Annotated in this window: 26 protein-coding genes; 19 read left to right on the top strand and 7 right to left on the bottom strand. The window is 64.4% G+C overall.

Annotated elements, in window-relative coordinates; genetic code table 11:
- The first annotated feature begins 75 nt into the window (after positions 1-75).
- Positions 76-864: a polysaccharide deacetylase family protein gene (locus V5F77_RS06615; protein ID WP_429004541.1), complete on the top strand. Its 789-nt coding sequence runs from the start codon at positions 76-78 to the stop codon at positions 862-864.
- A gap of 387 nt (positions 865-1,251) precedes the next feature.
- Here V5F77_RS06615 and V5F77_RS06610 read toward each other — a convergent pair whose 3' ends face one another.
- On the bottom strand, positions 1,252-2,715 hold the full coding sequence (locus tag V5F77_RS06610; RefSeq protein WP_429004540.1) for a carbohydrate porin: 1,464 nt from the start codon (positions 2,713-2,715) through the stop codon (positions 1,252-1,254).
- A 560-nt stretch (positions 2,716-3,275) separates the two neighbouring features.
- Between V5F77_RS06610 and efeU the strand changes: the two genes are divergently transcribed.
- The 4 genes from efeU to efeO (V5F77_RS06590) are packed head-to-tail and all read left to right on the top strand — an operon-like array spanning position 3,276 to position 7,514.
- Entirely contained in the window at positions 3,276-4,121 is an 846-nt protein-coding gene (gene efeU / locus V5F77_RS06605; protein ID WP_429004596.1) for an iron uptake transporter permease EfeU, read from the top strand.
- Entirely contained in the window at positions 4,118-5,350 is a 1,233-nt protein-coding gene (gene efeO, locus V5F77_RS06600; RefSeq protein WP_429004539.1) for an iron uptake system protein EfeO, read from the top strand. The genes efeU and efeO (V5F77_RS06600) overlap by 4 nt, the downstream gene beginning before the upstream one ends.
- Positions 5,347-6,645 (top strand): iron uptake transporter deferrochelatase/peroxidase subunit, encoded by a 1,299-nt coding sequence (efeB, locus tag V5F77_RS06595; RefSeq protein WP_429004538.1) that lies wholly within the window; start codon positions 5,347-5,349, stop codon positions 6,643-6,645. The genes efeO (V5F77_RS06600) and efeB overlap by 4 nt, the downstream gene beginning before the upstream one ends.
- A gap of 41 nt (positions 6,646-6,686) precedes the next feature.
- The gene (efeO, locus tag V5F77_RS06590; RefSeq protein ID WP_429004537.1) at positions 6,687-7,514 is read left to right on the top strand and encodes an iron uptake system protein EfeO; all 828 of its coding nucleotides are present in this window, start codon (positions 6,687-6,689) and stop codon (positions 7,512-7,514) included.
- A 97-nt stretch (positions 7,515-7,611) separates the two neighbouring features.
- Here efeO (V5F77_RS06590) and V5F77_RS06585 read toward each other — a convergent pair whose 3' ends face one another.
- Positions 7,612-8,397: an enoyl-CoA hydratase/isomerase family protein gene (locus V5F77_RS06585; protein WP_429004536.1), complete on the bottom strand. Its 786-nt coding sequence runs from the start codon at positions 8,395-8,397 to the stop codon at positions 7,612-7,614.
- A gap of 324 nt (positions 8,398-8,721) precedes the next feature.
- On the opposite strand from V5F77_RS06585, the gene V5F77_RS06580 reads away from it, so the two are divergent.
- The 5 genes from V5F77_RS06580 to V5F77_RS06560 all read left to right on the top strand — a co-directional run bounded on the left by V5F77_RS06580 (position 8,722) and on the right by V5F77_RS06560 (position 13,762).
- Positions 8,722-9,432 carry a GntR family transcriptional regulator gene (locus tag V5F77_RS06580; RefSeq protein ID WP_429004535.1) on the top strand — a complete coding sequence of 237 codons (711 nt, stop codon included), beginning with the start codon at positions 8,722-8,724 and terminating at the stop codon, positions 9,430-9,432.
- A 50-nt stretch (positions 9,433-9,482) separates the two neighbouring features.
- Complete coding sequence (locus V5F77_RS06575) at positions 9,483-10,700, top strand: CaiB/BaiF CoA transferase family protein (protein WP_429004534.1); 1,218 nt, start codon at positions 9,483-9,485, stop codon at positions 10,698-10,700.
- A 124-nt stretch (positions 10,701-10,824) separates the two neighbouring features.
- Positions 10,825-11,844, top strand: a complete 1,020-nt coding sequence (dctP, locus tag V5F77_RS06570; RefSeq protein ID WP_429004533.1) for a TRAP transporter substrate-binding protein DctP — start codon at positions 10,825-10,827, stop codon at positions 11,842-11,844.
- Entirely contained in the window at positions 11,841-12,413 is a 573-nt protein-coding gene (locus V5F77_RS06565) for a TRAP transporter small permease (protein WP_429004532.1), read from the top strand. The genes dctP and V5F77_RS06565 overlap by 4 nt, the downstream gene beginning before the upstream one ends.
- Entirely contained in the window at positions 12,410-13,762 is a 1,353-nt protein-coding gene (locus tag V5F77_RS06560; RefSeq protein WP_429004531.1) for a TRAP transporter large permease, read from the top strand. Before V5F77_RS06565 ends, V5F77_RS06560 begins: the two co-directional genes overlap by 4 nt.
- A 38-nt stretch (positions 13,763-13,800) precedes the next feature.
- Here the strand turns inward: V5F77_RS06560 and V5F77_RS06555 are convergent, their stop codons facing one another.
- Positions 13,801-14,205, bottom strand: a complete 405-nt coding sequence (locus tag V5F77_RS06555; RefSeq protein ID WP_429004530.1) for a MarR family winged helix-turn-helix transcriptional regulator — start codon at positions 14,203-14,205, stop codon at positions 13,801-13,803.
- 211 nt (positions 14,206-14,416) lie between these two features.
- On the opposite strand from V5F77_RS06555, the gene V5F77_RS06550 reads away from it, so the two are divergent.
- From V5F77_RS06550 to V5F77_RS06515, 8 genes are all read left to right on the top strand, one after another.
- Positions 14,417-15,184: an ABC transporter ATP-binding protein gene (locus V5F77_RS06550; RefSeq protein ID WP_429004529.1), complete on the top strand. Its 768-nt coding sequence runs from the start codon at positions 14,417-14,419 to the stop codon at positions 15,182-15,184.
- The gene (locus V5F77_RS06545) at positions 15,177-16,058 is read left to right on the top strand and encodes an ABC transporter permease (protein WP_429004528.1); all 882 of its coding nucleotides are present in this window, start codon (positions 15,177-15,179) and stop codon (positions 16,056-16,058) included. Before V5F77_RS06550 ends, V5F77_RS06545 begins: the two co-directional genes overlap by 8 nt.
- Positions 16,059-16,080: 22 nt before the next feature.
- Positions 16,081-17,085, top strand: a complete 1,005-nt coding sequence (locus V5F77_RS06540) for an ABC transporter substrate-binding protein (RefSeq protein WP_429004527.1) — start codon at positions 16,081-16,083, stop codon at positions 17,083-17,085.
- 3 nt (positions 17,086-17,088) lie between these two features.
- The gene (locus V5F77_RS06535; RefSeq protein WP_429004526.1) at positions 17,089-18,585 is read left to right on the top strand and encodes a chlorohydrolase family protein; all 1,497 of its coding nucleotides are present in this window, start codon (positions 17,089-17,091) and stop codon (positions 18,583-18,585) included.
- Between the two features lie 538 nt (positions 18,586-19,123).
- The gene (locus V5F77_RS06530) at positions 19,124-20,032 is read left to right on the top strand and encodes an amino acid ABC transporter substrate-binding protein (RefSeq protein WP_429004525.1); all 909 of its coding nucleotides are present in this window, start codon (positions 19,124-19,126) and stop codon (positions 20,030-20,032) included.
- A gap of 102 nt (positions 20,033-20,134) precedes the next feature.
- Positions 20,135-20,866 carry an amino acid ABC transporter permease gene (locus V5F77_RS06525; protein ID WP_429004524.1) on the top strand — a complete coding sequence of 244 codons (732 nt, stop codon included), beginning with the start codon at positions 20,135-20,137 and terminating at the stop codon, positions 20,864-20,866.
- Between the two features lie 2 nt (positions 20,867-20,868).
- Positions 20,869-21,561 carry an amino acid ABC transporter permease gene (locus tag V5F77_RS06520; RefSeq protein ID WP_429004523.1) on the top strand — a complete coding sequence of 231 codons (693 nt, stop codon included), beginning with the start codon at positions 20,869-20,871 and terminating at the stop codon, positions 21,559-21,561.
- Positions 21,562-21,586: 25 nt separating this feature from the next.
- Positions 21,587-22,318: an amino acid ABC transporter ATP-binding protein gene (locus tag V5F77_RS06515; RefSeq protein WP_429004595.1), complete on the top strand. Its 732-nt coding sequence runs from the start codon at positions 21,587-21,589 to the stop codon at positions 22,316-22,318.
- 36 nt (positions 22,319-22,354) lie between these two features.
- Here V5F77_RS06515 and V5F77_RS06510 read toward each other — a convergent pair whose 3' ends face one another.
- From V5F77_RS06510 to V5F77_RS06495, 4 genes are all read right to left on the bottom strand, one after another.
- Positions 22,355-23,560, bottom strand: coding sequence for an MFS transporter (locus V5F77_RS06510; RefSeq protein ID WP_429004522.1), 1,206 nt, complete (start codon positions 23,558-23,560; stop codon positions 22,355-22,357).
- A 2-nt stretch (positions 23,561-23,562) separates the two neighbouring features.
- Positions 23,563-24,858 (bottom strand): arsenic transporter, encoded by a 1,296-nt coding sequence (locus tag V5F77_RS06505; RefSeq protein WP_429004521.1) that lies wholly within the window; start codon positions 24,856-24,858, stop codon positions 23,563-23,565.
- A gap of 210 nt (positions 24,859-25,068) precedes the next feature.
- The gene (locus V5F77_RS06500; RefSeq protein WP_429004520.1) at positions 25,069-25,596 is read right to left on the bottom strand and encodes an arsenate reductase ArsC; all 528 of its coding nucleotides are present in this window, start codon (positions 25,594-25,596) and stop codon (positions 25,069-25,071) included.
- Positions 25,589-25,951 carry an ArsR/SmtB family transcription factor gene (locus V5F77_RS06495; RefSeq protein ID WP_429004594.1) on the bottom strand — a complete coding sequence of 121 codons (363 nt, stop codon included), beginning with the start codon at positions 25,949-25,951 and terminating at the stop codon, positions 25,589-25,591. The genes V5F77_RS06500 and V5F77_RS06495 overlap by 8 nt, the downstream gene beginning before the upstream one ends.
- A gap of 50 nt (positions 25,952-26,001) precedes the next feature.
- Here V5F77_RS06495 and arsH point away from each other — a divergent pair, with 50 nt between their 5' ends.
- Positions 26,002-26,757: an arsenical resistance protein ArsH gene (gene arsH, locus V5F77_RS06490; RefSeq protein WP_429004519.1), complete on the top strand. Its 756-nt coding sequence runs from the start codon at positions 26,002-26,004 to the stop codon at positions 26,755-26,757.
- Positions 26,758-26,809 lie beyond the last annotated feature (52 nt).

Raw genomic sequence — 26,809 nt, 5'->3', positions numbered from 1 at the left:
CCGCCGATCCCACCGGCCGGTACTGCGACGCCAGTCGCCGCCTTACCAGCTCAGGGCACCGCGCCGGCTATGGCAATGGCGGCGCCCCCCGCCGCGCTCGAACCTGCCGCTCCGGTGGCGCGTCCCTCCTCGTACCGCTCGATGGAGGTCGATAGCCCCTATATCGCCCTCACTTTCGACGACGGCCCGAATCCGGAAACCACGCCCAAGCTTCTGAAGATTCTCGCCGAGCGTAACATCAAGGCGACCTTCTTTGTTCTCGGAACCAATGCTGCTGCATATCCCGATGTGATTCGCTCCATTGCGGCGGCCGGCCATGAGATCGGCAACCATTCCTGGAACCACCCCCAGTTGCCGAAACTGACCCTTGCCGCCGCCGATAAGCAGATCGAGGATACCGCCGCCGCAGTCGAGAGTGCGACCGGCAAGAAGCCGATCTATCTGCGCCCGCCCTACGGGGCCATGACGCCGGCGCTGCAGCAGCACATCGTACAGAAGTACGATATGATGCTGATCTTTTGGTCGGTTGATCCGCTGGACTGGAAGATCCGCGAAGCCCAGAGCATCTACGACCAGATCATGAAGCAGGTGCGACCCGGCAGCATCGTTCTCGCCCACGACATCCACGCCACAACCGTCGCTGCGATGCCGCGCGTGCTCGATGCCTTGATCGCCAAGGGCTACAAGTTCGCCACGGTCTCCGAATTGATCGCGATGAACAAGCCGGGCGCGCCGAAAGTGGTTGCCGCGCTGGCTCCCGCACCGCCGCGCAAGAAGACCCGCCCGGCGCCCCGCCCCGGCACCGCCGGGGCCACACAGGGTGCGCCTCGCCACGCCAATAACGTGAACGCTGGGCTCTACTGAAGGCATCCGGCTTGAGAGCCCTCGGGGTAGGCGGCACAGCCCGTCTGCCGAGCCTTTCCCTGCTCTGGACTTCGGTCACGGAGGGAACAGAACGGCAAGAAACGGCGGGGAAAAATGTCAGGACGGGCAGGTAGTGCGCCCTCCCGAAGCGTCGGCCACGCTGGACGTGCATGGGCCAAGGCGACGAGCTTGCCCCGGCGATCGGCATGACCGCCTGCGTCGCGACCATCGTGGCAGCGCCAATACCCTCAGCCAATACCCTCCAATGCCAGTATGCGCTCAAAGATAAGGCCGGAGCCGTCTTAACGGCTCCGGCCTTATCTAAATATGCTGCGCGCTTCCCACCCCTGACGCATTCAATTGCAGCAGGGGAGGAGCGGTGGAACGTCAATAATTGATGGTCGTGCGTACCCCGAAGACCGCCGCATTCTTGATGGTCGTCAGGCCAGTCGGATCGTTCGGATCAAGTATGCCGCCCCCGGGATTCCAGATGTACTGGAAATCCGGCTGGATGGTGAAGCCGGGCGTGATTTGGGCGGAATAGGTAACTTCCAGCACCGTCTCGCTGCTGCGAACGGGGAAATATGAGCCGGTGTAGAACCCGGTATCCCGATCGAGGCCGCGCGCGGCCGAAGAGATGCGCGAGGTCCCGAAGGCAACGCCGAAGGAATCGTCGTCACGGCCAGGCACCATGCCTTTGAAGTTGACACCGCCGTCGGCGTAGAAGCTGATTTCGTTCTGCCCGTTCGGCGCTGCGGTGACCCGCCCGAAGATGCCGATGCCCTGATCCTTGGTGCCCGGCTTGCGATAGATCATCTGATCCAGGATCGCATAAAAGGAATAATCACCGCTGGTCTCTTGGGCGATTCCGTTCGAATCCGGGCTCGCCAGTGAGACGCCGAAGATATCATACCGCTGATCCGGGAATGAATTGGAATTGTACCAGCCGCCGACCTTGAGGGTCCCAGGCAGCCATTTTGCGTCGGCGTCCTTGTTATAGCTGTAGGCCGCCTCGCCGATCACGAACACGCCCTCGTCCACGACAAAGCTGGTGCCGTACTTGTTCTCAACCTGCGGATCACCGCAGCATGGCGCAGGATTTCCGCTGAATACGCCCAGCATGAACGAGAAATTGTCATTCGGCGTCAGTTTCAGCCGTACACCCGGCGTGGCGAGCGGATAGGCCGGTCCGCCGCTCGGCAGATCGGCGGCGAACAAGGCCGGCCAGCCGAAGGTGGAGTTCAGGAACAGGCTGCCATTATCGCTGATGGCGAATTCCGAATCGGCGGACAACTGGCCGAATCGCAGGTTTGCCTTCCCATCGGCAAAGCCCTGCTCGATATAAAGTTCAAACAGGCGGGTCGAGGATAGAGCGTCGACATTGCTGACGCCCATGATGTTGCCGAGATACTGGCCGGAAAAGTCCGACCCCTGGATTTGAAGCGCGCTGACGTGGAAAATCGCGCCGTTCCAGTTGAACAGCTTGCCCATATCGGCGTCCATGGTGAACTGGAAGCGGCCGTTATAAGCGGTCCCGGTTCCGAGCCCGCCACGGGTGTTGCTCCACACTTCGCCGATATAGTTCACACCGAACTGGATGCCTGCATCCGCGAGCTTGGTGCGCGCGCCGCCCCAATCGCCGAGCCAGCCGAGTTGAGGGGCGATGGACGGGGCGGCCTCATCCGCCGGAGCCTCCGCAGCGACCTGAGCCTTGGTCTGAACATCAGCAGCCAGGGCTGCGGACCCGCTCAGCAACGCGGCGGTCGCAACGCCGAGGAGCAGCGATCGCACCCGGCGCGCAGTAGTCGGCCATCCACTTACAACAAGGCGGCCTGCAGCCGTTTCGATCATATTCTTCCCCCTACCAACGCCCAAGCTCGGCCGAAGCGGACTCCGCCGGACCCACCTTTGCAAATGAGATATCATATCATTTGGCCGGGACTCGGCCCTCATATCAACCCGCCAGACCGTTTGTCGCCACATATCTGCACGCGGGCCCAAAATTGATCTCGCCCTGTTGCAAAATTGAAACGCCAAAGCCACGGACATTGGCGCAAGGCCCCTGGATTCAGAAACAAACAACGATCCATAAAGTCTATTGATTCCGCGACACCCCAGCAAGCGGAAGATCAGATCAGGAACCAATTTTTCTTAGTTGTTGTTCAAATTTCATTCTACCGTCCCGCATCCTAAGGAAGTCAGACCCATCGAGTTAAAATATCTCCTGGACTTTTAGCATCTTACAATGACTCTGAATGTTCCGTGACGTCAGTTTCTGACTTTAGAATTATTCAATTTATGAAATTGTCACCAGCTGTGGCCACATCTCCGCAGAGGAGATAATAGTATTGCTAATGTCGACATCACGTCGAAATTTACGTTACGTAATACGTCCCTCGGATTACACTAGAATGCTAGTATCTTTTCTCATAATGCTGCGCGAGGGGATCGAGGCGGCTCTGATCGTCGGTATTATTGCTGGTTATTTGAAAAAGACAGGGCGTGAGGCCTGGATGCCCGCCATCTGGGTCGGCATCCTCTTGGCGGTTGCCCTGTCCCTGCTGGTTGGGGCCATGCTCGAGTTTGCGAGCGCAGAATTTCCACAGAAACTGCAAGAAGCTTTCGAGGCCGCCGTCGGCCTGGTGGCAGTATTTGTGCTGACCTCCATGGTGTTCTGGATGCGCAAGATGGGCCGCGCCATCAAGAGTGAGCTGCAGGCCTCCATAGATGCCGCTTTTTCCGAGCGAAATCAGACCCTGGCGCTGATTGCCATGGTGTTCTTCGCGGTTGCGCGCGAAGGATTGGAATCGGTGTTCTTTCTGCTTGCCGCCTTCCAGCAAAGCGAGGGTCTGGGCGCGCCCATCGGCGCACTGCTCGGGCTCACGGGCGCGGTCGCCCTCGGCTACGGCATCTATGCTGGCGGGGTTCATCTGGACCTGCGCCGCTTCTTCCGTTGGACCGGCGTGTTCATCCTGGTGGTCGCTGCGGGCATCCTCGCCGGGGCCATGCGCTCGCTGCACGAGGCCGGGCTCTGGAACCACCTGCAGCAGACGGCCTTTGACCTGTCCGCCGTCCTGCCCGCGGACGGATTGCCCGGCAGCATCGTTGCGGGGCTCTTGGGATATCAGGACACACCCAGCGTCACCGCCGTCATCGCTTATGTCGTGTTCCTCACGACGACATTGGCGCTCTTCCTCGCGCCGCAGCCCCAGCCGGCCGCCTCTCGCTCCAAGATCCAGCGCGAGGGCGCGAAATGACTGGCTCACCGCTCACCACACCTCCCGCCGCAGGCTCGGGTCTCCCCTCTCCCAGAGCGATGCGCCTCGCCATCGGCGGCGCCGTGCTTCTCCTGGTGATCGCCTTCGCCGCTTTCTATTGGGCGGCGCGCTTCGCGCAGCACGGCAAGGTCGCCGAGGCAAGCGGCGCTGTGGCCGTGAGCGTGACCGACACCACATGCGAGCCCGCCCAACTCACAATCCCCGCCGGGCGTGCCACCTTCGCCATCACCAACCGCTCCAACCGCGTGATGGAATGGGAAATCCTGGATGGCGTGATGGTGGTTGAGGAACGCGAGAACATCGCGCCCGGTATTACCCAGACCATCACGACCCGCCTTGCCGCCGGCACCTATGACATTACCTGCGGCCTCCTGAGCAATCCGCGCGGCAAGCTGCTTGTCACCCCTTCCAGTGCCGCAGGGGACGACCCCGCCCAACCGGCACTGCTGGCCTTCATCGGCCCGCTTGCGGAATATCAGGTACAACTCATCAGCCAGGCCGGGGATTTTGCCACCGACACGGCGGCCCTCGCCGAGGCGATCAAGGCCGGCGACCTCGCCAAGGCTCGGACGCTCTATGCGGCGGCGCGGCAGCCCTATGCCCGCCTTGCTCCTTCTGCCGACCTGTTCAGCGATCTCGACGCGCGGATCGATGCCCGCGCGGCAGATTTCAGGCAGCGCGAAGGCGACCCGCTGTTCGCCGGACTGCACCGGCTGGAATATGGCCTGTTCGCGCAAAATTCGACCGAGGGCCTTGCAGCGCCGGCGGAGCGTCTGGCCGCCGATGCCACAGAACTCAAGCAGCGCATGGGCGCGCTGTCACTCACGCCCGAACGCATGGTGATGGGTGCCGCACGCCTCATGCGCCGCGCTGCCGGCCTGGAAGCCATGGGCGGCGCCGAGACCTATGCCCATTCCGACCTCGCCGACATCCAGGCGGAGAGCGAAGCCGTGCTTGGCATCGCGAACCTGCTGCGGCCGCTGGTGGAGAAGGCGGCGCCCGGACTTCCCGCGCGCATCAATGCCGATGGTGCAGCGCTCGCCACGCTGCTGGCGACCCATCGCGCGGACACGGGCTTTCAATCCTTCGAAGCCCTCGCACCGGACCAGCGCGCCGCACTGGCCGCAGCACTCAATACCCTCGGCGAGGATATGGACAAGCTGGGGGTAACACTTGGTTTGACCACTTCTGGACATTCCCCACCATGACACGGCCTCATCTTCCCCCCTCCCCCGACCGTCGCAGCCTCCTTAAGGGCCTGTTCGCCGCAAGCGGCGCAGCAACCGGGTTGCTGTCCGGCATGGCTGCACCCGCGCGCGCCGATAACGGCGAGGCCGGGCATGTCACCTCCGCCCCCGAAAGCAGCCGCACCGCTGAGCGGGTGGCGTTCTACGGCATCCACCAGAGCGGCATCCTCACACCCCGCCCTGCCACGGGCATGGTGGTCGCGTTCGATGTGCTGGCACAGACCCGCCCGGAGCTGGAGCGTCTGTTCCGCACTTTGACCGAACGCATCACCTTTCTGATGCAAGGCGGCGCACCGCCCGAACTGGACCCCAAGCTGCCTCCGGCGGATTCCGGCATCCTCGGGCCAGTGGTGGTTCCGGACAATCTCACGATCACTCTCTCCCTCGGCGCATCGCTGTTCGACGAGCGCTTCGGGCTATCGGCCGTTAAGCCGCATCACCTTGCCGCAATGGAGCAGTTTCCCAACGACGCCCTCGATCCCGACCTGTGCCACGGCGATCTGCTGCTGCAATTCTGCTCCAACACGGCGGACACCAACATCCACGCGCTGCGGGACATCGTGAAGAACCTGCCGGACCTTCTGCTGGTGCGCTGGAAGCAGGAAGGCTCGGTGCCGATGATCCCGGTCCAGCCCGGCGCAAAGGCTGAAAACGCCCGCAATTTCCTCGGCTTTCGCGATGGCTCAGCCAATCCCGACACTGCGGATCAGGCGCTGATGGACCACGTCGTCTGGACCAAGGCCGGGCCTGAACCCGCATGGGCCGCCAACGGCTCGTACCAGGTGGTGCGCATCATCCGCAATTTCGTGGAGCGCTGGGATCGCACGCCACTTGAAGAGCAGGAGGAGATCTTCGGGCGGAAGAAGGCGAGCGGCGCACCCTTCCACGGAGATTCTGAAACCGATGTGCCCGACTATGCCGCTGATCCCGAGGGCAAGGTGACCCCTCTTGATGCCCATATCCGCCTCGCCAACCCGCGCACCCCCGCTTCCCAGGCCAATCTCATCCTGCGCCGGCCGTTCAACTATTCGAACGGCATCTCGAAATCGGGACAGCTGGAGATGGGCCTGCTGTTCATCGCCTATCAGGCGGACCTCGCGAGCGGCTTCATCACCGTCCAGAAACGCCTGAATGGTGAGCCGCTGGAGGAATACATCAAGCCGATCGGCGGCGGCTATTTCTTCGCTCTTCCAGGGATTTCGCACGCGTCCGACTTCCTCGGCCAAGGTCTGCTGGCTGCGAGCGAGCACACCTAGATCCTTCGCCCTCATTCGATCCCCACAGGAGATCCGTGCCCATGAAGCGTTCCCTCCTCATGCTCGCCACCACCCTCTCGCTGACGCTCAGCGTCGGCGGCGCGCGAGCGGCCGTATCGCCGCTCGATCTCGTCGCGCCCATCGCCCAATATAAGGTCTATGTCTCGCAGGAGCTGGATGCCTTCGTCACCGCCACCAAGGCCTTCACCGATGCAGTGAAGGCGGGCGATCTTGCCAAGGCCAAATCCCTCTATGCATCGAGCCGTGCCCACTACGAGCGGATCGAGCCGATTGCGGAACTGTTCAGCGACCTCGACGGCGCGATCGATTCCCGCGCCGACGACCATGCGAATAAGGAGAAGGACAAAGGATTTACCGGCTATCACCGCATCGAATACGGATTGTATGTCGCCAACAGCACGGACGGCCTCGCCCCGCTGGCCGACAAGCTGATGGCCGATGTGAACGATCTCCAGACCCGCGTGAAGGGCCTGACCTTCCCGCCCGAGAAGGTCGTCGGCGGCGCGGCCGCGCTGATGGAGGAAGTCGCCGCAACCAAGATCTCCGGTGAGGAAGACCGCTACAGCCACGCCGACCTCATGGATTTCCAGGCCAATATCGATGGCGCCCAGGAAGTCTACAGCCTGTTCAAGCCCCTTTTGGCGAAAGACACCAAGAACGACGCTTTCCTCAAGAAGGTGGACGCAAACTTCGCCTCGGTGGACACCATCCTCGTCAAGTATAAGACGGCGGACGGCTTCGAAAGTTACGACAAGCTCAGCAAGAAGGACCGCAAGGCCCTCGCCGGCCCGGTGAACACGCTCGCCGAAGATCTCTCCAAGATGCGCGGCCTGCTCGGCCTCAAGTGAGCCGGCGCACGGCGCGGCGGGAAACCGCCGCGCCAACAGGGCTTATGTGATGGGGTGAGCGACGCAGGCCAGGCGAAAAAGGCGGCGCAGCGCCTCGTCAGGCGCCCACGAACAGAGCTCGCTCCTTTTTCAGAAACGCTGCGTATCCGGCCTTGTAGTCCTGCGTTTCGGCGAAATCATAGAAGGCGGCACGCTCCGCCTCCGAGACCGGGGTCCAGTCCCGCAGCAGCCGCAGCAATTGCGCCTTGCTGCTGCGATGCGCGAGCGGCGACCCCGAGGCGATACGCAAAGCGGTCGCCATCGCCTCTTGATCCAGCGCCTCGGACGCGACCACCCGCTGGACGATGCCCTTCTCCAGCGCCTCCTGGGCCTCGAAGACCCGGCCCTCCAGCACCAGCTCGGCGAGCACATTGCGGCCGAACAGCTTGAACAGCAGTTCGGTCTCGCCGAATGCCAAGGGAAAGCCCATGCGGGTGATGGGGATGCCGAATTTTGCATCCGTGCTGGCGATGCGCAGATCGCAAAGGGAAGCGATTTCCAGGCCCCCGCCCATGCAGGTGTCGCGGATCTTCGCCACCGTGGGAATGCCGCAGGTGAGAACGGCTTCGAGCGCGGGACCGACATAGACCTCGTGATAGCGTGTCACCTGCTCCCGGGTGGAACGCTCCTGCTCGAATTCGCTGATATCCGCGCCAGCCGCGAAGACGGTGCCCCCTCCGGTGAACAGGATGCATCGGCACGCGCGCTCGTCGTCCAGGCGGCGGACCAGATCGCGCAAGGCTTGCCACATGGACACGGTGAGGGCGTTGCGCTTTCCCGGATTGTCGATAGTGACGACGCCGATGACGCCCTGCATCTCGAATTTGATCACGCCACTCATCATCCGTTCCGTTCTGCGTTACGCCGACGCCCGCTGACCACCATTTCCCATATAAAATGTTTTTATGGATATAAAAAACATTTTATATGAATAAACGTCCTTCCCCCAATTTCAGGGGCCGGGGTATCCGCAGGTCATATGAGCGAGGCCAATTGAGGCGGCGGCTAGAAGGTGCCTCACGGTTCGTCTTGCGGGCGAACGGGGGGCACGCCTGCCGTTTGGATAACATATGCCCTCAATAATATTTTTAGAGTTGCAAATAATATTTTTATTGGGATTATCGGTTCAAAGGGAGTGCGGATATTGCGCAAAGAGACGGCGTCCAATTTGGCGGAGAATCAGGAGCATGGCGCCCCTCGCGGGTCCGGCACCCATGCCGACGCGATCTACCGCTATCTCGAACAGGAGATTGTCTCGGGCCGCCTCGAACCTGGCGAGAAGCTGGACGACGTCAGCCTCGCCAAGCGGTTCGGCGTGTCAAAGACACCGATCCGGGAGGCCTTCCTGCAATTGGCCGCGATCGATTTCGTCCATATCCGCCAGCGTGTGGGCGCCGTGGTCGCGCCGCTCTCCCTCCAGCGCATGGTGCAGATGTTCGAGGTGATGGCGGAGCTGGAAGGCATGTGCGCCGCCCTCGCCGCAGCCCGCATGACCACGATCGAGCGCGATTCTCTCGCTCACGCCATGGCGCGCTGCCGCGATCTCGGTCAGCTCGAGGGACCGGACGCCGGCAAGGATTATGCGGAAGCCAACTTCACCTTTCACGAAATCATCTATCGCGGCAGCCACAACGATTTCCTGAGCGAACAGACGACGCTGCTGCGCAAGCGCCTTGCGCCCTACCGCCGATATTGGCTCACCACCCCCGCGCGTATGCGCAAGTCCGCCCGCGAGCACGAGCAGGTGGCCCAAGCCATCCTCGAATGCCGGGAGGAGAACGCCCACAGCCTCATGAAGCAGCACCTGACGCTGCAGACCGAGCTGGTCTCCGTGCTGCTGGACCAACTGCCCGCCTCCTATCTGGCGGTCGTGAAATAGCCCCGCTGGGCCCTACCCAACCGATCCTCACGAGCAAGACGACACGAGCCATGCCTCTGCCCTTGGAAAAGATGCGCGTGCTGGATCTGAGCCGCGCCCTGTCCGGCCCCTTCTGCAGCATGATCCTTGCGGATCTCGGCGCCGACGTGATCAAGGTCGAGCCGGCCGTCTCCGGCGACATGAGCCGCACCTGGGGGCCGTTCGACCGGGGCGAGAGTGCTTATTACCTCTCGGGAAATCACAACAAACGCGGCATTGCGCTCAATTTCCGCAGCCCCGAGGGGCTCCGGCTGCTGCGCGAAATGGCGCTGAAGTCCGATGTGATTCTCGAGAACTTCAAGCCCGGCACCATGGCCGCGCTCGGCCTCGATCCACAGGAGCTGCGCGCCCTCAAGCCGGACCTGATCATCGCCAGCATCAGCGGGTTCGGCTCCTCCGGTCCGTTGAGTGCCCGCCCCGGCTTCGACCAGATCGCGCAAGGCTATTCCGGCTTCATGAGCTTCACCGGAACCACCGAGCCGACGCGCGTGGGCATCGCGATCGGCGACCTCACGTCCGGCATGTGGCTCGCGATCGGCGTGTTGAGCGCATGGATCGCACGACAGGACAGCGGTCGCGGCGACCATGTGGAGACCTCTCTGCTCGCTAGCCTCGTCAGCCTGCTCAGCGTGCAGGGGCAGCGTTATCTCAGCATCGGCGAGGTGGCGGAGCCGACCGGCAATGTCCATCCGGTCATCACGCCCTATGGGGTGTTCCGCGCCGCTGACGGCGACATGAATATCGGCGCCGCCACCCAGGATATGTGGCTAAAGCTGTGCGAAATCATCGGTCGGCCGGACCTGAAGAGCGATCCGCGCTTCCTCGACAATGCGCACCGCATGGGCCACAGGCAGGAACTGCGCGAAATCATCGAGGCGGAGCTGGCGCGGGGCACTCGCGCCTATTGGAGCGAACTCCTGGTCGCGGCGGAGATTCCCGCCGGTCCCATCAACACGGTCGAAGACGCGCTCAACGATCCCCAGGTCGCACATCTCGGCCTTGTCGAGACCGTGCCCCACCCCACCCTCGGCCTGCTCTCCCAGCTTTCCAGCCCCCTGAAGCTTGCAGGCGCAGAGGACGGCTGGCTGCGGCGTGCCCCGCCGATGCTTGGCCAGCACACGCGTGAGGTGCTGGAGCAGTATGGATATTCCCCCCTGGAGATCCAGGAGCTGGAAGCGCGCGGCGTGATCGCGCAGGGCGCGGACGACCCCAAGGAGAACGCCGCCTGAGTACGGACCGGCGCCCGAGGTGACGACGCGCGGACCCATCGAAGGTTCGGCGCGAAGACGCAAGATTGGGAACAGGAAAATCCTGTCCCGCTCCGCAATGCCGGAGCTTAAAGGGAGAGACGCCATGAAGATCAGCCGCAGACTATTTGTGTCCGGCGCCATCGCTGCGCCATTCGTGATCCGCAGCACTGGTTCAGCCCGGGCAGACGCTCGAATCCTCAAGATTTCGCATCAATTTCCCGGGTCGTCCGGTACCGAGGGCGATTTCCGCGATCAGCTGGTGAACCGCTTCGCCGCCGAGGTGGAGAAGCGGTCGGAAGGCGCGCTGAAGTTCAACGTCTATCCCGGCTCGTCGCTGATGAAGACCAATGCGCAATTCTCCGCCTTGCGGAAGGGCGCGCTCGACTTGTCGCTGTTCCCGATCGCCTATGCCGGAGGCGAAATCCCCGAATGCAACATCGGCCAATTGCCCGGCATCATCACTTCCTATGAGCAGGGCCTGTCCTGGCGCACCAAGGGCGCGGGTCAGGCCCTGGAGAGCGCCCTCGCGGCGAAAGGCGTTATGATCCTCACCTGGGTCTGGCAGGCGGCGGGCTGCGTGAGCAAGTCGCAGCCGGTGGTCGCGCCGGAGGATGCCAAGGGCGTGAAGGTGCGCGGCGGCTCGCGCGAGATGGACGTGGTGTTCCAGCACGCCGGCAGCACGGTGGTCTCCTTCCCCTCCAATGAACTCTATGTGGCCATGCAGACGGGGATCTGCGAAGCGGCCATCACCTCGTCTACCAGTATGATGTCGTTCCGCACCGAGGAAGTAGCGCGGCACCTCGCGACCGGCCGCGGCAATTCCTACCTGTTCACCTTCCAGCCGCTGCTGATTTCAAAGACCGTCTTCGAGAGCCTGTCCGACAAGGAAAAGGAAATCGTCACCGCGGTCGGACTCGACCTGCAGGCATTCGGTCTGCAAGGCGCGCTCGCCGACGACGAGAAAGTCGAAGTCACCTTCAAGAAGGCCGGCGCCCAGGTCCATATGCTGACCCCCGAGATCATCAGCAAATGGGTGGTCATCGCCAAGGAGACGGCCTGGAAGGACTTCGCCGCCAAGAGCGCAAACTGCGCCAAGCTGCTCGAACTGGCGGCAGCGGCATGATCCCGGCGACGGAACCCTCCTCGGAGACCGCGGCCGGCTACCGGCCACGGCATCAAAGCGGGCGGCTCCTCGCCACGCTTGAACGCGCAATGGCCGCGGTCAACCGGGCGATCTTGCTGGCGGCCTCGCTGGCGCTCGTCGCCGCCGGCCTTATCCTGTCCTACAGCGTGGCCGCGCGCCACGCCTTCGGCGCAATGACCTATTGGCAGGACGAGGCCTCGGTGTTCCTGCTTGTGGGCGCAACCTTCATGACGGCGGCCTATGTGCAGAGCCGGCGCGGGCACGTGGCGATCGAGGCGCTGAGCGCCCTGCTGCCGCCGCATGTCAATCGCGCGCGCCTGCTGCTGGTGGATCTCGCCAGTTGCGCCTTCTGCGCCTTCTGCGCCTTCTTCACCTGGAAGTCCTTCGTCCTGCTGGAGGAAGCCTGGATCGATGGCCATGTCTCCTCCTCCACATGGGCGCCACCGCTCTGGATCCCCTATGGGGTCATGACGCTCGGCATGGGCCTGCTCTCGCTCCAGATCGTGCTCCAGATCGCGGGCGCCTCGGTCGGGGGGAAGCGCCCATGAGCACCCTCGTTGTCGGCCTCATGTATGGTGGCGCCACCCTCCTCACCATGTTCCTCGGCATGCCCATCGCCTTTGCCCTCGGCGCGGTGGCGGTGGTGTTCATGCTCGGCTTCATGCCCGCGGCATCCCTCGATACCGTGACGCAGAATGTCTATGAGGAGATGTCCTCCATCACGCTCCTCTCGATCCCGCTGTTCATCCTCAAGGGCGCGGCGATCGGCAAGTCGCGCGCCGGGCAGGACCTGTATTCCGCGCTCCATGCCTGGATGCACAAGATTCCCGGCGGCCTCGGCATCGCCAATGTGTTCGCCTGCGCCCTGTTCGCCGCCATGGCCGGGTCCTCGCCCGCCACATGCTCGGCCATCGGCTCGGCGGGCATTCCTGAGATGCGCAAGCGCGGCTATTCCGGCAGCTTCGCCGCCGGACTGATCGCCGCCGGCGGCACGCTCGGCATCCTCCTGCCGCCCTCCATCACCATGATCCTCTATGCGGTCGCCGCGGAGCAGTCGCTGGGCCGCCTGTTCCTCGCCGGCCTCGGGCCGGGGCTGCTCCTGGTGATGCTGTTCGCGGCCTATGCCATGGTGCGCTTCCGCCAGGAATTTGCCCGCGCCAAGATCGCCTACGAGCAGACCGGGGTGGCTTCGCAGATCCTGCACGAGGACCGCCTCACCATGCGCGACCGCTTCGCCGCGCTGCCGCGGGTGCTGCCGTTCGTGGTGCTGCTCACCGGCGTCATGGTGGCGCTCTACGGCGGCTATGCCACCCCCTCGGAGACCGCCGGGCTCGGTGGCATCCTGGCGCTGGTGCTGATCGCCGTGATCTACCAGGTGTGGACACCGAGGGAGCTGGAGCCGATCCTCACCTCCACCTTGCGGGAATCCACCATGCTGATGCTCATCATCGGCATGTCGCTGCTCTATTCCTATGTGATGAGCTATCTACACATCAGCCAAGCGGCGGCGGAGGCGATCGTCGCCCTGCACCTGTCCAAATGGCTGCTGCTGGCGACCATCCTGGTGCTGGTGGTGGTGCTCGGCTTCTTCCTGCCGCCGGTGTCGATCATCCTGATGACCGCGCCCATCATCCTGCCGCCGCTGCGCGCCGCCGGGTTCGACCTGATCTGGTTCGGCGTGGTGATGACCATCGTCATGGAGATGGGCCTGATCCATCCCCCCGTGGGACTGAACATCTTCGTCATCAAGAACATCGCCCCCGACATCCCGCTCAAGGACGTGATCTGGGGCACCGTGCCCTTCGTGTTGCTGATGATGCTCGCAGTTCTTCTCCTGTGCCTGTTCCCGCAGATCGCAACCGGACTGCCTGACCTCGTCATGGGGAAGGGAAGGTAAGACGCACGAAAGCGAAAAAAACAGGCAGGTCGCGCCGTCTAATCGGGCAGCGCGGCCTCCCAGCGCAGCCGCGCCCGCCCGTGCTCATTGTCGGCTGCGACCAGCTTCTTCAGATAGGTCATGAAATGCGCGCGCTCCGCGTCCGTGAGCGCAGCAAGGATGCGCCGGTGGGCCGCGGCGGTAAGAGGGGCGATGCGATCCAGAAAGGCCCGCCCCTCGTCGGTCAGCCGCACGAGCTTCAACCGTTTGTCCTCGCTGGAGTTTTCCCGGTCGACGAGGCCACGCGCAGCAAGCCGCCGGATCACTTGACCAACGGTTGCCCGATCGACCCCAATCATCGCCGCGAGATTGGCTTGGTCTAACCCGTCATGCCGGGCCAGCACGGTAAGAATACTCGACTGCACGGGCGTTATATTCAGGCCCGCGCAGGCTTCGTAGAACATGGCCAGATGGATCTGATGCAAGCGTCGGATCAAGAACCCCGGACGTTCCGTGAGTTCGATCTCGCCCTCCTGGCCCGCCGGGCCATGCCCATCCCCGCATATCGGCTTCACCACTTCCCCCTGCGCTGTGTCGAGCGCCCTTCTGGCACAAAGTTTGCTTGCAGTCATCCCTATATAATAAGTGCACTTACAAATAGGGTCTGACCCACTCATGCAAGCGCAGCTCCAGATCGACGATGTCACGATCAGGTACCGGACCCGACGCAGCGAGGTGACCGCGGCCTATCGGATCAATTTCGACGTCTATCGCGGGGAGCGCACGGTGCTGCTCGGCCCGTCCGGCTGCGGCAAGTCGAGCCTGCTCAAGGCGGTGGGCGGGTTCATTCGACCCATCTCCGGCACCATCCGCCTCAATGGCCGCGCGATCACCGTGCCCGGACCGGATCGCATGATGGTGTTTCAGGAATTCGATCAGTTGCTCCCGTGGAAAACCGTTCTGGGGAACGTAACGTTCGCGCTCCGCAAGGGCGCCGGGCTGTCTACCGCCGAGGCGAATGCGAGGGCCTTGGAAGCCATTGACGCGGTACGGCTCGACGGGTTTCGCGATGCCTATCCGCACGAACTCTCCGGCGGCATGAAGCAACGCGTTGCCATCGCCCGAGCAATGGCCATGCAGCCCGAACTGCTGCTGATGGACGAACCGTTCGCCGCGCTCGATGCCCTCACCCGCCAGCAGATGCAGGAGGAGTTGATCCGCCTGTGGCGCGACACCGGCTTCAGCTTGCTGTTCGTGACCCATTCCATCGACGAAGCGATCATGGTCGGCAGCCGCATCGTCGTGCTCTCCCCCCATCCCGGCCGGGTGAGGGCCGAAATCGACTGCCGCGACATCACCGAGTCCGACCGCGGCAGCGAGCGATTCGCGGCCATGCGGCGGCGGATCGACACCCTCCTGTTCGGGGAGCGCGGTCATGCTTGAGCCCGTGCGCGCCATCGAACCGCCGGCCCGGCCGGACATCGATAATGTGATCGAGGCACCGCTGCCGCAGGACGTGCCGGTGGCCCGCGCATTGCCGCTGTGGCGGCGCGCGCTCGACCATGCGCCGATCCGCCGTCTGCTGGTGGTCATCGCATTCGCGGTGATCTGGGAGGTCTATGCCACCTATCTCAACGATCCCCTGCTGGTGCCGACCCTGTCGCAGACTTTGCGGGCGTTGGTCAATTCCAGCCTCAGCGGAGAACTCCCGGCACGCGTATGGTCGAGCCTGCAGGTGCTGGCCAGCGGCTATGCGCTCGGCGTGTTCTGCGCCGCCGTGCTCACCACCCTGGCCGTGACCGTGCCCGGCGGCGGCGACGTGCTCGGCACCATGACGGTGATGTTCAATCCGTTGCCGGCCATCGCCTTGCTGCCGCTCGCCTTGATCTGGTTCGGCATCGGCAATTTCAGCCTGGTGTTCGTCATCACCCATTCGGTGCTGTGGGCGGTGGCGCTGAACACCCACACCGGGTTTCTCGCCGTGCCGCAGACCCAGCGCATGGCGGGCCGTAACCTCGGCCTGCACGGGCTCGGCCTGGTGGCGCACATTCTCGTGCCGTCGGCGGTGCCGTCGATCCTCACCGGCCTGCGCATCGGCTGGGCCTTCGCCTGGCGCACGCTGATCGCCGCCGAGCTGGTGTTCGGCGTCTCGTCCCATTCCGGCGGGCTCGGCTGGTTCATCTACCAAAGCCGCGCGGAGATGGACACGGCGAACGTTTTCGCCGGCCTCGTCACAATCATCCTGATCGGCCTGTTCTTCGAGGGCGTGGTGTTCCGCACCGCCGAAAACCTCACCATCCGTCGCTGGGGCATGTGACGCAAACGCAAGGGGAACCATTATGATGAAACGATTGTTAGCGAGTGCGCTGGTCGTGGTCGCCATGGCCCTGCCGGCGCGAGCGGAGGTCTCGACCCTTCGCATCGGCGTGCAGTTCGGGCTCGGCTATCTCCCGGTCTACGTCATGCGCGACGCGGGGCTGCTGGATGCGGAGCTGAAAAAGGCCGGGCTCGCGCCGATCCCGGTGGACATCCACAATTTCACCGGCGCGCCCGATATCGGCGACGGCCTGCTGTCGGGCTCGCTGGACATCGGCGGCGGCGGCATCACCGCCATGATGGTCGCCTGGGACAAGACCCGGAATGCCGGCGACCGGGCGATGCGCGGCATCGTGGCGCTCTCGGCCATGCCCTATGAGCTTTTGACCAATAATCCCAACATGAAGACCCTCGCCGACATCACCGACAAGGATCGCATCGGCCTGCCGGCGGTGAAGGTCTCGTTCCCGGCGGTGATGCTGCAGATCGCCGCCGAGCGCGAATTCGGCGTCGGCAAGCACGACCGGTTCAACGCCATGACGGTCGGACTTGCCGGCCCCGAGGGCGCGACCGCGCTCCTCACCAACAACGGCGTGGTCGACGGCTATACGTTCGCGGCGCCCTTCATCCAGCAATTGCGCGGCAAGCCCGGCATTCACAAGGTGTGGTCCAGCTCCGACGTGTTCGGCACCCCGACCACCGCGCTCGCCACCTGGACCACGGAGAAGTTCCGCGCCCAGAATCCGAAGACTTATGCCGCCTTCTTCGCCGCCATGCACGAGGCCAACCGCTTCATTGCCGAGCATCCCGAAGAGGCAGCGGCGATCTATCTGAAGGCCGAGCAGTCGAAACTGCCGCTCGCGCTGATCGTCGAGTGCATCAAGGATCCGGAGATGGCCTACAACACCGCGCCCAAGAACAGCGGTGCCCTCTCCGACTTCCTCACCCGCATCGGCACGCTGAAGCAGCGCCCGGCGAGCTGGAAGGACCTGTTTTTTCCTGAAGTCACCAGCGAACAAGGAAGCTGATCGATGGGTGAGAAACGTACCCGCATGACCTGCGGCTGGCTCGTGGGTCATGACGGCACGGGCCATACGCTGTGGCGGAACGGCGAGTTGGTCTTTGAGGGCAACACGATCCTGTTCGTCGGGGAAGGCTTCGACGGACAGGTCGACGAGGAGATCGACGCCCGCAATCGCCTGGTGGTGCCCGGTTTCATCGACACCCACGTGCATTCCGGCCACCGTGCCTCGCACCGCCTGATCAGCGATGTCGGGCGCCCGGACTATTTCGGCCAGCCGTTCCTGGAGATCAGCGTGGCGCGCGAGGGCACCCGGGTGGGGGGCGACGTGCGCTACCTGCGGCCGGATGACAAGGCCGCGTCAGAGGCCTTGACGCTGAACGCCCGCTTCACCGCCGCCGAGCTGCTACGCAACGGCATCACCACCTTTGTGGAGTTCGGCAGCCAGTTGAAGGTGCAGGAGGCCCTGCTGGAGGAGATCGGCACCCTCGGCAATCGCGCCTACCTCGGACCCGGCTTCGACAGCGGGCGCTGGGTCGGCGGGGAAAACGGCAAGCTGGTGCGCGTCATGGACGAGGCGGGCGGGGAGCGGGAATTCGAACTCGCCCTCGATTTCATCACCCGCAACGACGGCGCGCACAATGGCCGGGTGCGCGGCATCCTCGTGCCGCGTGAGATCGAGACCTGCACGGTGGAGCTGATGCGCAAGGCGGCCGAGGTGGCGCGGGCGCGCAATCTGCCGGTCGCCATCCATGCCGCCTACAACATCCACGAGGTGTTCGACATCATCCGTGAGCACCAGATGACGTCGGTCGAGCTTCTGGAGCATGTGGGGCTGATGTCGTCCACGCTGAACATCGGCCACGGAAATTTCACCGCCGACAATCCCCTGGCCAATTATTCCGGCTCCCATGATCTGGAGATCATGGGGCGGCACCAATGCTCGATTTCCCATTGTCCGGTGAACGTGGCGCGGCGCGGGCGCTTCCTCAATTCCTGGCAGTCCTATCGCAAGGCCGGGGTGAATATCGCCCTCGGCACAGACACCTATCCGCGCGACATGATCCTGCAGATGCGCAACGCCTCCTACATGGGCAAGGTCGCCAGCCAGAATCTGAAGGCCGCCACCGCCGCCGAGGTGTTCGCCGCCGCGACCCTGGGCGGCGCCCATTCGGTCGGTCGCAAGGATCTCGGACGTCTCGCGCCGGGAGCAAAGGCGGATATCGTCACCATCGACATGACCGGTCGGGACAGCCTGCGCTACGGCCCGGTGCGCGATCCCATCAAGAGCCTTGTCGATTGCGGCATCGGCGATGACGTGGACATGGTGATCGTCGACGGCATCGTGCGCATGGAAGGCGGCAGGATTCCGGGCATTTCCTTCGCCCAGCTCCGCGCGGATGCGCAGGCCGCAGGCGAGCGGGTCTGGGCCGGCTGGCAGGAATGGGATCCCCATGGCAGGACGGCTCAGGAAATGAGCCCCTTGAGCTTTCCGGCCATGAACTGAGCCGCCGGCCGGCGGGGTACCGTGCCCCGCCGGCCGCAAACCGTTGGGCGGAAAGGAGCCCTGACGTTTCGGCAGCGCTGAAAAGGGCCCTGCCGCGGATAAAATGTTTCATGTGAAACATCGGCGGAGCGAAGAAGAAGTTCAGTTTTAGGCGGATTCTTCATGCTGTTCGCCAAACGAATCCGGCGAACTTGCAGAAGTTCAGGCGAAGTTCTACGCCCCCCTGGGACCTCGCGGGAAATCCCCCCGCCGCCCCTCCCCCGCGACCTCTCCGCGCGCACGGCACGCCGCGTGCATACGGAAGCTTTCGACTTCCGCCGCGGCTGCTGTAGCATCGCATGCGTCATGGCGCCCAAGGGAAAGACGGGGACGATGTGCGAGCGGCGTGGGGGTCTCGGGTGGGCATTGCGCCAAAACGGACCGCATTGCCCGCTTATCGGGCATCGCCCGCCATGCCGGTCCCTCGCGTCCCGGGCTTGCATCGCCCCCATGGCCAACCCAAGCGGCATCGCATCGGTCACGACCAGAGGAAAATGACATGAACGTCAGCAAAATCTTGATAGCCGGCTGTTTCACCGCATTCCTGTCGTTGCCCGCCGGGGCGCAGGACCTCACGGGGACCCTCAAGAAGATCAAGGATACCGGGACGATCACGATCGGCTATCGTGAATCCTCCATTCCCTTCTCCTATCTCGACGACAATCAAAAGCCGGTCGGCTTCGCCATGGACATCTGCGCCAAGGTGGTCGAGGCGGTGAAGAAGGATCTGAAGCTCGAAAAGCTTGAGGTCGCCTACACGCCCGTGACCTCGGCCACCCGCATCCCGCTGATCGCCAACGGCACCGTCGATCTGGAATGCGGCTCCACCACCAACAATGCCGACCGCCAGAAGCAGGTCGCCTTCACCAATACGCATTATCTGACCGCGAGCCGGTTCGTTTCGAAGAAGTCCAGCAACATCAAGTCGATCGCCGATCTCGCGGGCAAGACCGTGGTTTCCACCTCGGGCACCACCAACATCAAGCAGCTCAATGAGGCGAATACCGAGCGCAAGCTCAACATCAACATTGTCCCCGCCAAGGACCACGCCGAAGCCTTCCTGATGGTCGAGACCGACCGCGCGGTGGCCTTCGTGATGGACGACATCCTGCTGTCGAGCCTCGTCGCCGGCTCGAAGGACCCCTCCGCCTATGTGATTTCCGACGATGCCTTCTCCAAGCCGGAGCCTTACGGCATCATGCTGCGCCGCGACGATCCGGCGTTCAAGACGGTGGTCGATAAAGCCACCGCCGCGCTCTACAAGAGCCCGGAGATGGCGACCATCTACGCGAAGTGGTTCCAGTCGCCGATCCCGCCGAAGAACCTCAACCTGAACGTGACCATCAGCGGGCCGCTGAAGAAGGCGTTCGGAACGCCGACCGACAGCGGCGATCCCGCCGCCTACTGAGTGCGCGCAAGGCCCGGCCGGGGCGGGTTCGCCCGCCCCGGCCGGGACAGCGCGGGCGGTCCCGCCACGCCGTTCGTGTCGCCCTGAATCGAGGTGCTGTGCGTGGATTACCACTGGAACTGGGCCATCCTGTTCGCGCCGTCGCCGGAAGGCAACGGAACCTATCTCGACATGCTGTTGAGCGGCCTGCGGTGGACCATCCTCACGTCCATCTGCGCCTGGCTCCTGGCCTTTGTGTTCGGCTCGCTGGTGGGGGTGGCGCGCACCCTGCGGTTCCGCTGGCTGGTGCGGCTGTGCGATGCCTATATCGAGCTGTTCCGCAACATTCCGCTGCTGGTGCAACTGTTCCTGTGGTTCTTCGTCATTCCCGAATTGCTCCCCCACGACTGGGGCACCTGGGTGAAGCAATTGCGCTACGGCCCGTTCCTGACGGCGGTGGTGGGAATCGGCTTCTACATGTCCTCGCGCGTCGCGACCCAAGTCAGCGCCGGCATCAATGCCCTGCCGCGCGGCCAGCGCATGGCGGGAACCGCGATCGGCCTCACGACCGCGCAGACCTATCGCTATATTCTCCTGCCCATGGCGTACCGGATCATGCTGCCGCCGCTCACGTCCGAATTCCTCAACACCATCAAGAACACCTCGGTGGCGCTGACCATCGGCCTCATGGAACTCACCGGCAGCGCCCGGGCGATGCAGGAATTCTCGTTCCAGGTGTTCGAGGCCTTCACCGCCGCGACAATCATCTATCTGCTGCTGAACGCGGTCGTCACCATCGGCATGCGGTTTCTGGAACGACGCCTGTCGGTTCCCGGCTTCAACGCGGGGAAATGAACGTGTTCAGCGATTTCGACTTCAACACCATCATCCGCGCCCTGCCCTACCTGTTTCGCGAGGGCATGACCTTCACCCTGACGCTGACCGCCATCGCAACCCTCGGCGGGGTGCTGCTCGGCACGCTCATCGCCATGGCGCGCCTGTCCTCCCTGCCGGTGCTGCCGGCGCTCGCGGCGAGCTATGTGAACGTCATGCGCGCCCTGCCGCTGGTGCTCGTGATCTTCCTGTTCTACTTCCTGATGCCCTATATCGGCCAATGGATGCTGCAGACATCGCGGCCGATCCAGGTGGGAGCGCTCTCCTCCACCATCATCACCTTCACCTTGTTCGAGGCGGCCTATTTCTCCGAGATCATGCGGGCCGGCATCCAGTCGATCCCGCGCGGGCAGGCCGCGGCGGGCTATGCCATCGGCCTCACCTATGGCCAAGTGATGCGCTACATCGTGCTGCCGCAAGCATTCCGGAACATGCTGCCGGTCATCTTCACGCAGATGATCGTCCTGTTCCAGGACACTTCGCTGGTCTATGTGCTCTCCATCACCGATTTTCTCGGCGCGGCCTCAAAGATCGGGCAGCGCGACGGCCGCCTGACCGAAATGTACCTGTTCGCGGCCGCGGTCTATTTCATCATCTCGCTCACGGCCTCCATGCTCGTGAAACGGCTTCAGCGCCGCATCGCCATCGCGCGCTGAGCCTGTCAGGATCTCCCCCATGCCCATGATCTCCATCACCAACGTCAACAAATGGTACGGGGCGAATTTCCACGTTCTCAAGAATTGCACCACGCGCGTGGATGCGGGCGAGGTGGTGGTCGTGTGCGGCCCCTCGGGGTCGGGCAAGTCCACCTTGATCAAGACCGTCAACGCGCTGGAGCCGATCCAGGAGGGGGAGATCGTGGTGGACGGCGTGGCGGTGAACGCGCCCAAGACCAACCTGCCGCGCCTGCGCGCTCGGGTGGGCATGGTGTTCCAGCATTTCGAACTGTTTCCCCATCTGCGCATCACCGACAATCTGTGCCTCGGCCAGCAGAAGGTGCTGGGCCGCTCGCGCGACGAAGCCATGGCGAAAACCATGGCGCTGCTGGAGCGGGTGGGGCTGAAGGATCAGGCGGAAAAATATCCCGGCCAGTTGTCCGGCGGCCAGCAGCAGCGCGTCGCCATCGCCCGCGCGCTGGTGATGGACCCGGTGTGCATGCTGTTCGACGAGCCGACCTCCGCGCTCGATCCGGAGATGATCAACGAAGTGCTCGACGTGATGGTGGAGCTGGCGAAGGAGGGCATGACCATGATGGTGGTGACCCACGAGATGGGCTTCGCCCGCAAGGTGGCCCACCGGGTGATCTTCATGGATGCGGGCGAGATCGTGGAGGATGCCCTCAAGGAGGACTTCTTCGCCCATCCCCGCAGCGAGCGCGCCCAGGGATTCCTCTCGAAGATCCTCCAACACTGAACCAGGCGCCCCGCGCGCCCGGATCGGGACGCGGGCCTATTGGGCGGCCTGGGTGATCACGCGGGCCCGGCGCACGCGGCGCGAAATCGGCCACAGCGCCGCCACCAGGGCCACGTTCAGCAGCGCGAGCGCACTCAGAAGCTCGAACGTCACGCCTGACCCCCAGTGCGCGATGGCGAACGCACCGAGCGAGGGCGCCAGCGCCTGCGCCACCAGGGCCGGCCGCGCGAGGCGCCCCATCAGGGCCGGATAGCGCTCGGGCCCGAACAGGGCCAGGGGCAGCGTGCCGCGCGCGATGGAATAGATGCCGTTGCCGCCGCCATAGAGGGCGATGGCGATCGCCGCATTGGCATAGCCGCCGCCCAGCAGGATCACCCCCACGGCGATGAGGCTCATGGCCGCCGAGAGGGTCCAGAGCGGGTGGTGGCGTCCGCGCCCCGCCATTTCCAGCACACGCGCGCCGACCTGGGAGGGCCCGATCAGCGTTCCCAGCCCCACCGCCGCGGCAAGATCCAGCCCGCGCGCCTGCATCAAGGTGATGAGATGCACCGAGAGCAGGGTCATCACGGTGCCGCCCACGGTCAGGATCGCCGCGAACACCAGGAATGCGGCGCGTTCCTCCGGACGAAGCGCGGCGGAATGGCCGCTCGCGGGAGTGGCCGGCACGATCCCGGGCGGGGCCGACGGGATCATCAGCCAGATCAACGGGAGCGAGACCACGAGTTGCAGCACGGCGAAGGTGAAGCACGCCGTGCGCCAGCCTCCATAGGACACCAGAAGCGCCGCCAGAGGCCAGCACACCGTGCTGGCAAAGCCGCCGAGCAAGGTGAGCGTGGTGATCGCGGACCGGGCGCTGGCGCCGTACAGCCGGCCGAGGGTGGCGAACGCGGCATCATAGAGCCCCGTGCCCATGCCGAGGCCGAGCAGCACCCAGGCCGCGAAGAACACCGGCAGGTTCGGCGCCGCGCCGAGCAGCGCCAGCCCCAGGGCGAGCAGCACCGCCGAAAGCGCCAGCACCGGCCGCCCCCCATGGGCGCCGATGGCAAGCCCCACACGCGGCGACACCAGGCCGGCAATCAGCAGGCCGATGGAGATGCCGCCGACCACCCAGGGCAACGGCCAGCCGGTATCCGCGACGATGGGCGCCGCGAGCACCGCCAGGAGGTAGAAGGACGATCCCCAGGCGAGGATCTGCACCACGCCGAGTGCGGTGATGACCGGCCAGCGCCGCTCCCGGGCCATGCCTATTGCGCCCCGAGGATCGGCAGCCACAGGGCCAGTGCCGCCAGCGTGGCGAGCAGCACCGGCGGCGTGATGATCAATCCCACCTTCATATATTGGCCCCAGGTGATGCGCTGCCCCTTGCTGCCCAGCACATGAAGCCACAACAGCGTGGCGAGGCTGCCGATGGGCGTGAACTTGGGGCCGAGGTCGCAGCCGATGACGTTGGCATAAAGCAGGATTTCGCGCATGAGCGGGGACAGGTCCGGCGCCTGCTGAATGGCGATCGCCCCCACCAGCACGCTCGGCATGTTGTTCATCACCGAGGAGAGCAGCGCTGCGGCAAAGCCGGTGCCGATGGCGCCGGCCCACACGCCGTGGCTCGCGAACCAGCTGAGCAGCACCGCGAAATGATCGGTCAGCCCGGCATTCTTCAGGCCATAGACCACCAGATACATGCCGAGGCTGAACAGCACGATCTGCCACGGCGCACCCGCGAGCACCTTGCGCACGGAGATGATCCGGCCCCGGCCGGCGAGCACCAGCAGCACCAGCGCGCCGCCGCCGGTCACCACCGCCACCGGCACACCGAACGGGGCGGTGACGAAATAGGCGGCCAGGAGCACGGCCAGCAAAGGAAACGCGGCGCGGAACACCGTGCGGTCGCGGATCGCGCCGGCCGGCGGGTCGAGGTCGGCAAGCGAATAGCTGGCCGGAACGTCCCGCCGATAGAACAGCCAGAGCACCACCAGCGTGGCGGCGAGCGAAACCAGATTCACCGGCACCATCACCGCCGCATAGCGGTCGAAGGAGACGTTGAAGAAATTGGCGCTGACGATGTTGACCAGGTTCGAGATCACCAGCGGCAGGCTGGTGCTATCGGCAACGAACCCGCACGCGACGATGAAGGCCATTGCCGCCGGAGGGCTGAACTTCAGCCGCAGCAGGATGGCGAGCACGATCGGCGTGAGCAACAGGGCCGCCCCGTCATTGGCGAACACCGCGGCGATCGCCGCGCCAAGCAGGATCACCAGGGGAAACAGCAGCGCGCCGCGCCCCTGGCCCCAGCGGGCAATGTGCAGCGCCGCCCAATGGAAGAAGCCGGCTTCGTCCAGCAGCAGCGAAATGATGATCAGGGCGACGAAGGTGAAGGTGGCGTCCCACACGATGTGCCAGACAACCGGGATATCGGCAGGGGTGATGACGCCGGTGAGGAGCGCGAGGGCCGCCCCCGCAAGGGCACTCCATCCGATTCCAAGGCCGCGCGGCTGCCAGATGACAAAGACGAGGGTGACGATGAAGATCGTGAGGGCGAGCATCGCGGCGGGTTTTCTTGCGGGAGGGGACCGGGGCGCCGCGCGCGAAGCGGGCGCCGGTTCGCGGAAAGAAAGCAGGAGCCGTCTCTAAAAGAAAGTGGGTCCCCGGCTGCGCGCGCCGGGGAACTCCATCAGGCGCCGGTCACCGGGCGCCCGGCCGCGTCCACGCCAAGCTCCCCCGTCGTTGGGGGATGGGAGAGAGGGCCCCATCCCTCACGCCACGTCCGGGCGGGACAGGGTGGCACCGGCGAGCCGGCCGATCTCGCGCACCTTGCTCGACAAGGTCATGCGGTCCAGGCTGGCGACCGGCAGCGCGGTGAAGGCGGTAATGCGGTTCATGAGGTAGCGCTGCGCCTTCACGAACGCCGCCTTGCGCGCGATGAGCGTGCCCTCGACCGCCGCGGGATCTTCGATACCCCAATGGGCGGTGATCGGGTGCCCCGGCCATACCGGGCAGGCTTCGCCTGCGGCGTCATCGCAGACGGTGAAGACGAAATCCATCACCGGCGCATCCGGCCGCGCGAACACGTCCCAGCTCTTGGAGGAAAGTCCGTCGGTGGGAAACTCGGTCTCCCGGAGCAGTTCGAGGGTCAGGGGATCGACCACGCCCTTGGGCTGGCTTCCCGCCGAATAGGCCCGGAAACGGCCGGCCCCCAGCTTGTTGAGCATCGCCTCGCCGAGGATCGAGCGGGCCGAATTGCCCAGGCACAAAAACAGCACGTTGTAGATGTGATCAGCCATGGACCTGCTCCTGGTCGGGATTGCAGCCACATGCGGCCAAGGCCGCGACTGCCGGAGTGCAAACCTCGGGATGGCCCTGGCAGCAGTCGCGCATCAGGAAATCCACGAGGCCGGAGAGCGCGCCATAAGACGCGTTATAGATGATCGAGCGTGATTGCCGGCGCGACCGGATCAGGCCGGCATGCTCCAGCTCCTTCAGATGAAACGACAGGTTGGAAGTGGACGCCTCGACCGCCGCCGCGATCGCACCCGCCGCCATGCCCTCGGGACCGGCAGTGACCAGCAGACGCACGATGCGCAGGCGCGTCTCCTGGGAGAGCGCGGAGAAGGCGGAAAGGGCTTGATGTTCGTCGATCATAAGTTCAATATCTCAACTGTTATTGAACAATAGACCGAAGCGAGACCGTGAACAAGCCCAAATCCTCATGCGCCGATGGTTTGCCGAACCTGGTGGGCGCGCTGCTCGATGCGCCCACCCCGGGCCATTTCGGCACCGCCGAACGGCAGCGCCACCCGCCCCGATTCCTGATCCTCTACGGCTCCCTGCGCCCCCGTTCCTTCAGCCGGTTCCTGGCGCATGAAGCCGCGCGCCTGCTCGAATACATGGGCGGCGAGGTGCGCATCTATGATGCCCACGGCCTGCCCCTGCCCGACGACGCCACGCCGGACCATCCCAAGGTCCGCGAACTGCGCGAGCTGTCGCTCTGGTCGGAAGGTCAGGTCTGGGTCAGCCCGGAGCGGCACGGCACCATCACCGGCGTGATGAAAAGCCAGATCGACTGGATTCCCCTTGCCGAAGGATCGGTTCGGCCGACCCAGGGCCGCACCCTTGCGGTGATGCAGGTGTCGGGCGGCTCGCAATCGTTCAACGCCGTCAACGCCCTGCGCGTGCTCGGCCGCTGGATGCGGATGATCACCATCCCCAACCAATCCTCGGTGCCGAAGGCGTTTCAGGAATTCGACGAGGCCGGCCGCATGAAGCCCGGGCCGCTCTATGACCGGGTGGTGGATGTATGCGAGGAACTGGTCAAGTTCACGCTGCTGACGCGCGATCACGCCGACTATCTCGTCGACCGCTACAGCGAGCGCAAGGACCGCATGCCGGAGCGCCTCGCGGGGATTGCCGCCGACGTGGGTTTCGTCAAGCCGACGGGTTCGTGACCCAGCCGGGGCCGTAAGGGAGACGGCAAAGGCATCGCCGCGGCGCCGATCG

This window comes from Roseixanthobacter psychrophilus (assembly GCF_043195195.1).
In the GTDB taxonomy this organism is placed as follows: Bacteria; Pseudomonadota; Alphaproteobacteria; order Rhizobiales; family Xanthobacteraceae; genus NCEH01.
Note: the sequence above shows the minus strand (reverse complement) of the source record. Positions and strands in the feature narration are given on the sequence as shown.

Bases quoted from the DNA above. Each gene is read 5' to 3' on its own strand.
- efeO (WP_429004537.1), top strand. From the start codon at position 6,687: ATGAAGCGTTCCCTCCTCATGCTCGCCACCACCCTCTCGCTGACGCTC.
- dctP (WP_429004533.1), top strand. From the start codon at position 10,825: ATGAAGATCAGCCGCAGACTATTTGTGTCCGGCGCCATCGCTGCGCCA.
- V5F77_RS06575 (WP_429004534.1), top strand. From the start codon at position 9,483: ATGCCTCTGCCCTTGGAAAAGATGCGCGTGCTGGATCTGAGCCGCGCC.
- V5F77_RS06585 (WP_429004536.1), bottom strand. From the start codon at position 8,397: ATGATGAGTGGCGTGATCAAATTCGAGATGCAGGGCGTCATCGGCGTC.
- V5F77_RS06515 (WP_429004595.1), top strand. From the start codon at position 21,587: ATGATCTCCATCACCAACGTCAACAAATGGTACGGGGCGAATTTCCAC.
- V5F77_RS06565 (WP_429004532.1), top strand. From the start codon at position 11,841: ATGATCCCGGCGACGGAACCCTCCTCGGAGACCGCGGCCGGCTACCGG.
- efeU (WP_429004596.1), top strand. From the start codon at position 3,276: ATGCTAGTATCTTTTCTCATAATGCTGCGCGAGGGGATCGAGGCGGCT.
- V5F77_RS06550 (WP_429004529.1), top strand. From the start codon at position 14,417: ATGCAAGCGCAGCTCCAGATCGACGATGTCACGATCAGGTACCGGACC.
- V5F77_RS06545 (WP_429004528.1), top strand. From the start codon at position 15,177: ATGCTTGAGCCCGTGCGCGCCATCGAACCGCCGGCCCGGCCGGACATC.
- V5F77_RS06535 (WP_429004526.1), top strand. From the start codon at position 17,089: ATGGGTGAGAAACGTACCCGCATGACCTGCGGCTGGCTCGTGGGTCAT.
- V5F77_RS06540 (WP_429004527.1), top strand. From the start codon at position 16,081: ATGATGAAACGATTGTTAGCGAGTGCGCTGGTCGTGGTCGCCATGGCC.
- efeB (WP_429004538.1), top strand. From the start codon at position 5,347: ATGACACGGCCTCATCTTCCCCCCTCCCCCGACCGTCGCAGCCTCCTT.
- V5F77_RS06500 (WP_429004520.1), bottom strand. From the start codon at position 25,596: ATGGCTGATCACATCTACAACGTGCTGTTTTTGTGCCTGGGCAATTCG.
- V5F77_RS06530 (WP_429004525.1), top strand. From the start codon at position 19,124: ATGAACGTCAGCAAAATCTTGATAGCCGGCTGTTTCACCGCATTCCTG.
- V5F77_RS06560 (WP_429004531.1), top strand. From the start codon at position 12,410: ATGAGCACCCTCGTTGTCGGCCTCATGTATGGTGGCGCCACCCTCCTC.
- V5F77_RS06510 (WP_429004522.1), bottom strand. From the start codon at position 23,560: ATGGCCCGGGAGCGGCGCTGGCCGGTCATCACCGCACTCGGCGTGGTG.
- V5F77_RS06610 (WP_429004540.1), bottom strand. From the start codon at position 2,715: ATGATCGAAACGGCTGCAGGCCGCCTTGTTGTAAGTGGATGGCCGACT.
- V5F77_RS06615 (WP_429004541.1), top strand. From the start codon at position 76: ATGGCGGCGCCCCCCGCCGCGCTCGAACCTGCCGCTCCGGTGGCGCGT.
- V5F77_RS06555 (WP_429004530.1), bottom strand. From the start codon at position 14,205: ATGTTCTACGAAGCCTGCGCGGGCCTGAATATAACGCCCGTGCAGTCG.
- V5F77_RS06505 (WP_429004521.1), bottom strand. From the start codon at position 24,858: ATGCTCGCCCTCACGATCTTCATCGTCACCCTCGTCTTTGTCATCTGG.
- efeO (WP_429004539.1), top strand. From the start codon at position 4,118: ATGACTGGCTCACCGCTCACCACACCTCCCGCCGCAGGCTCGGGTCTC.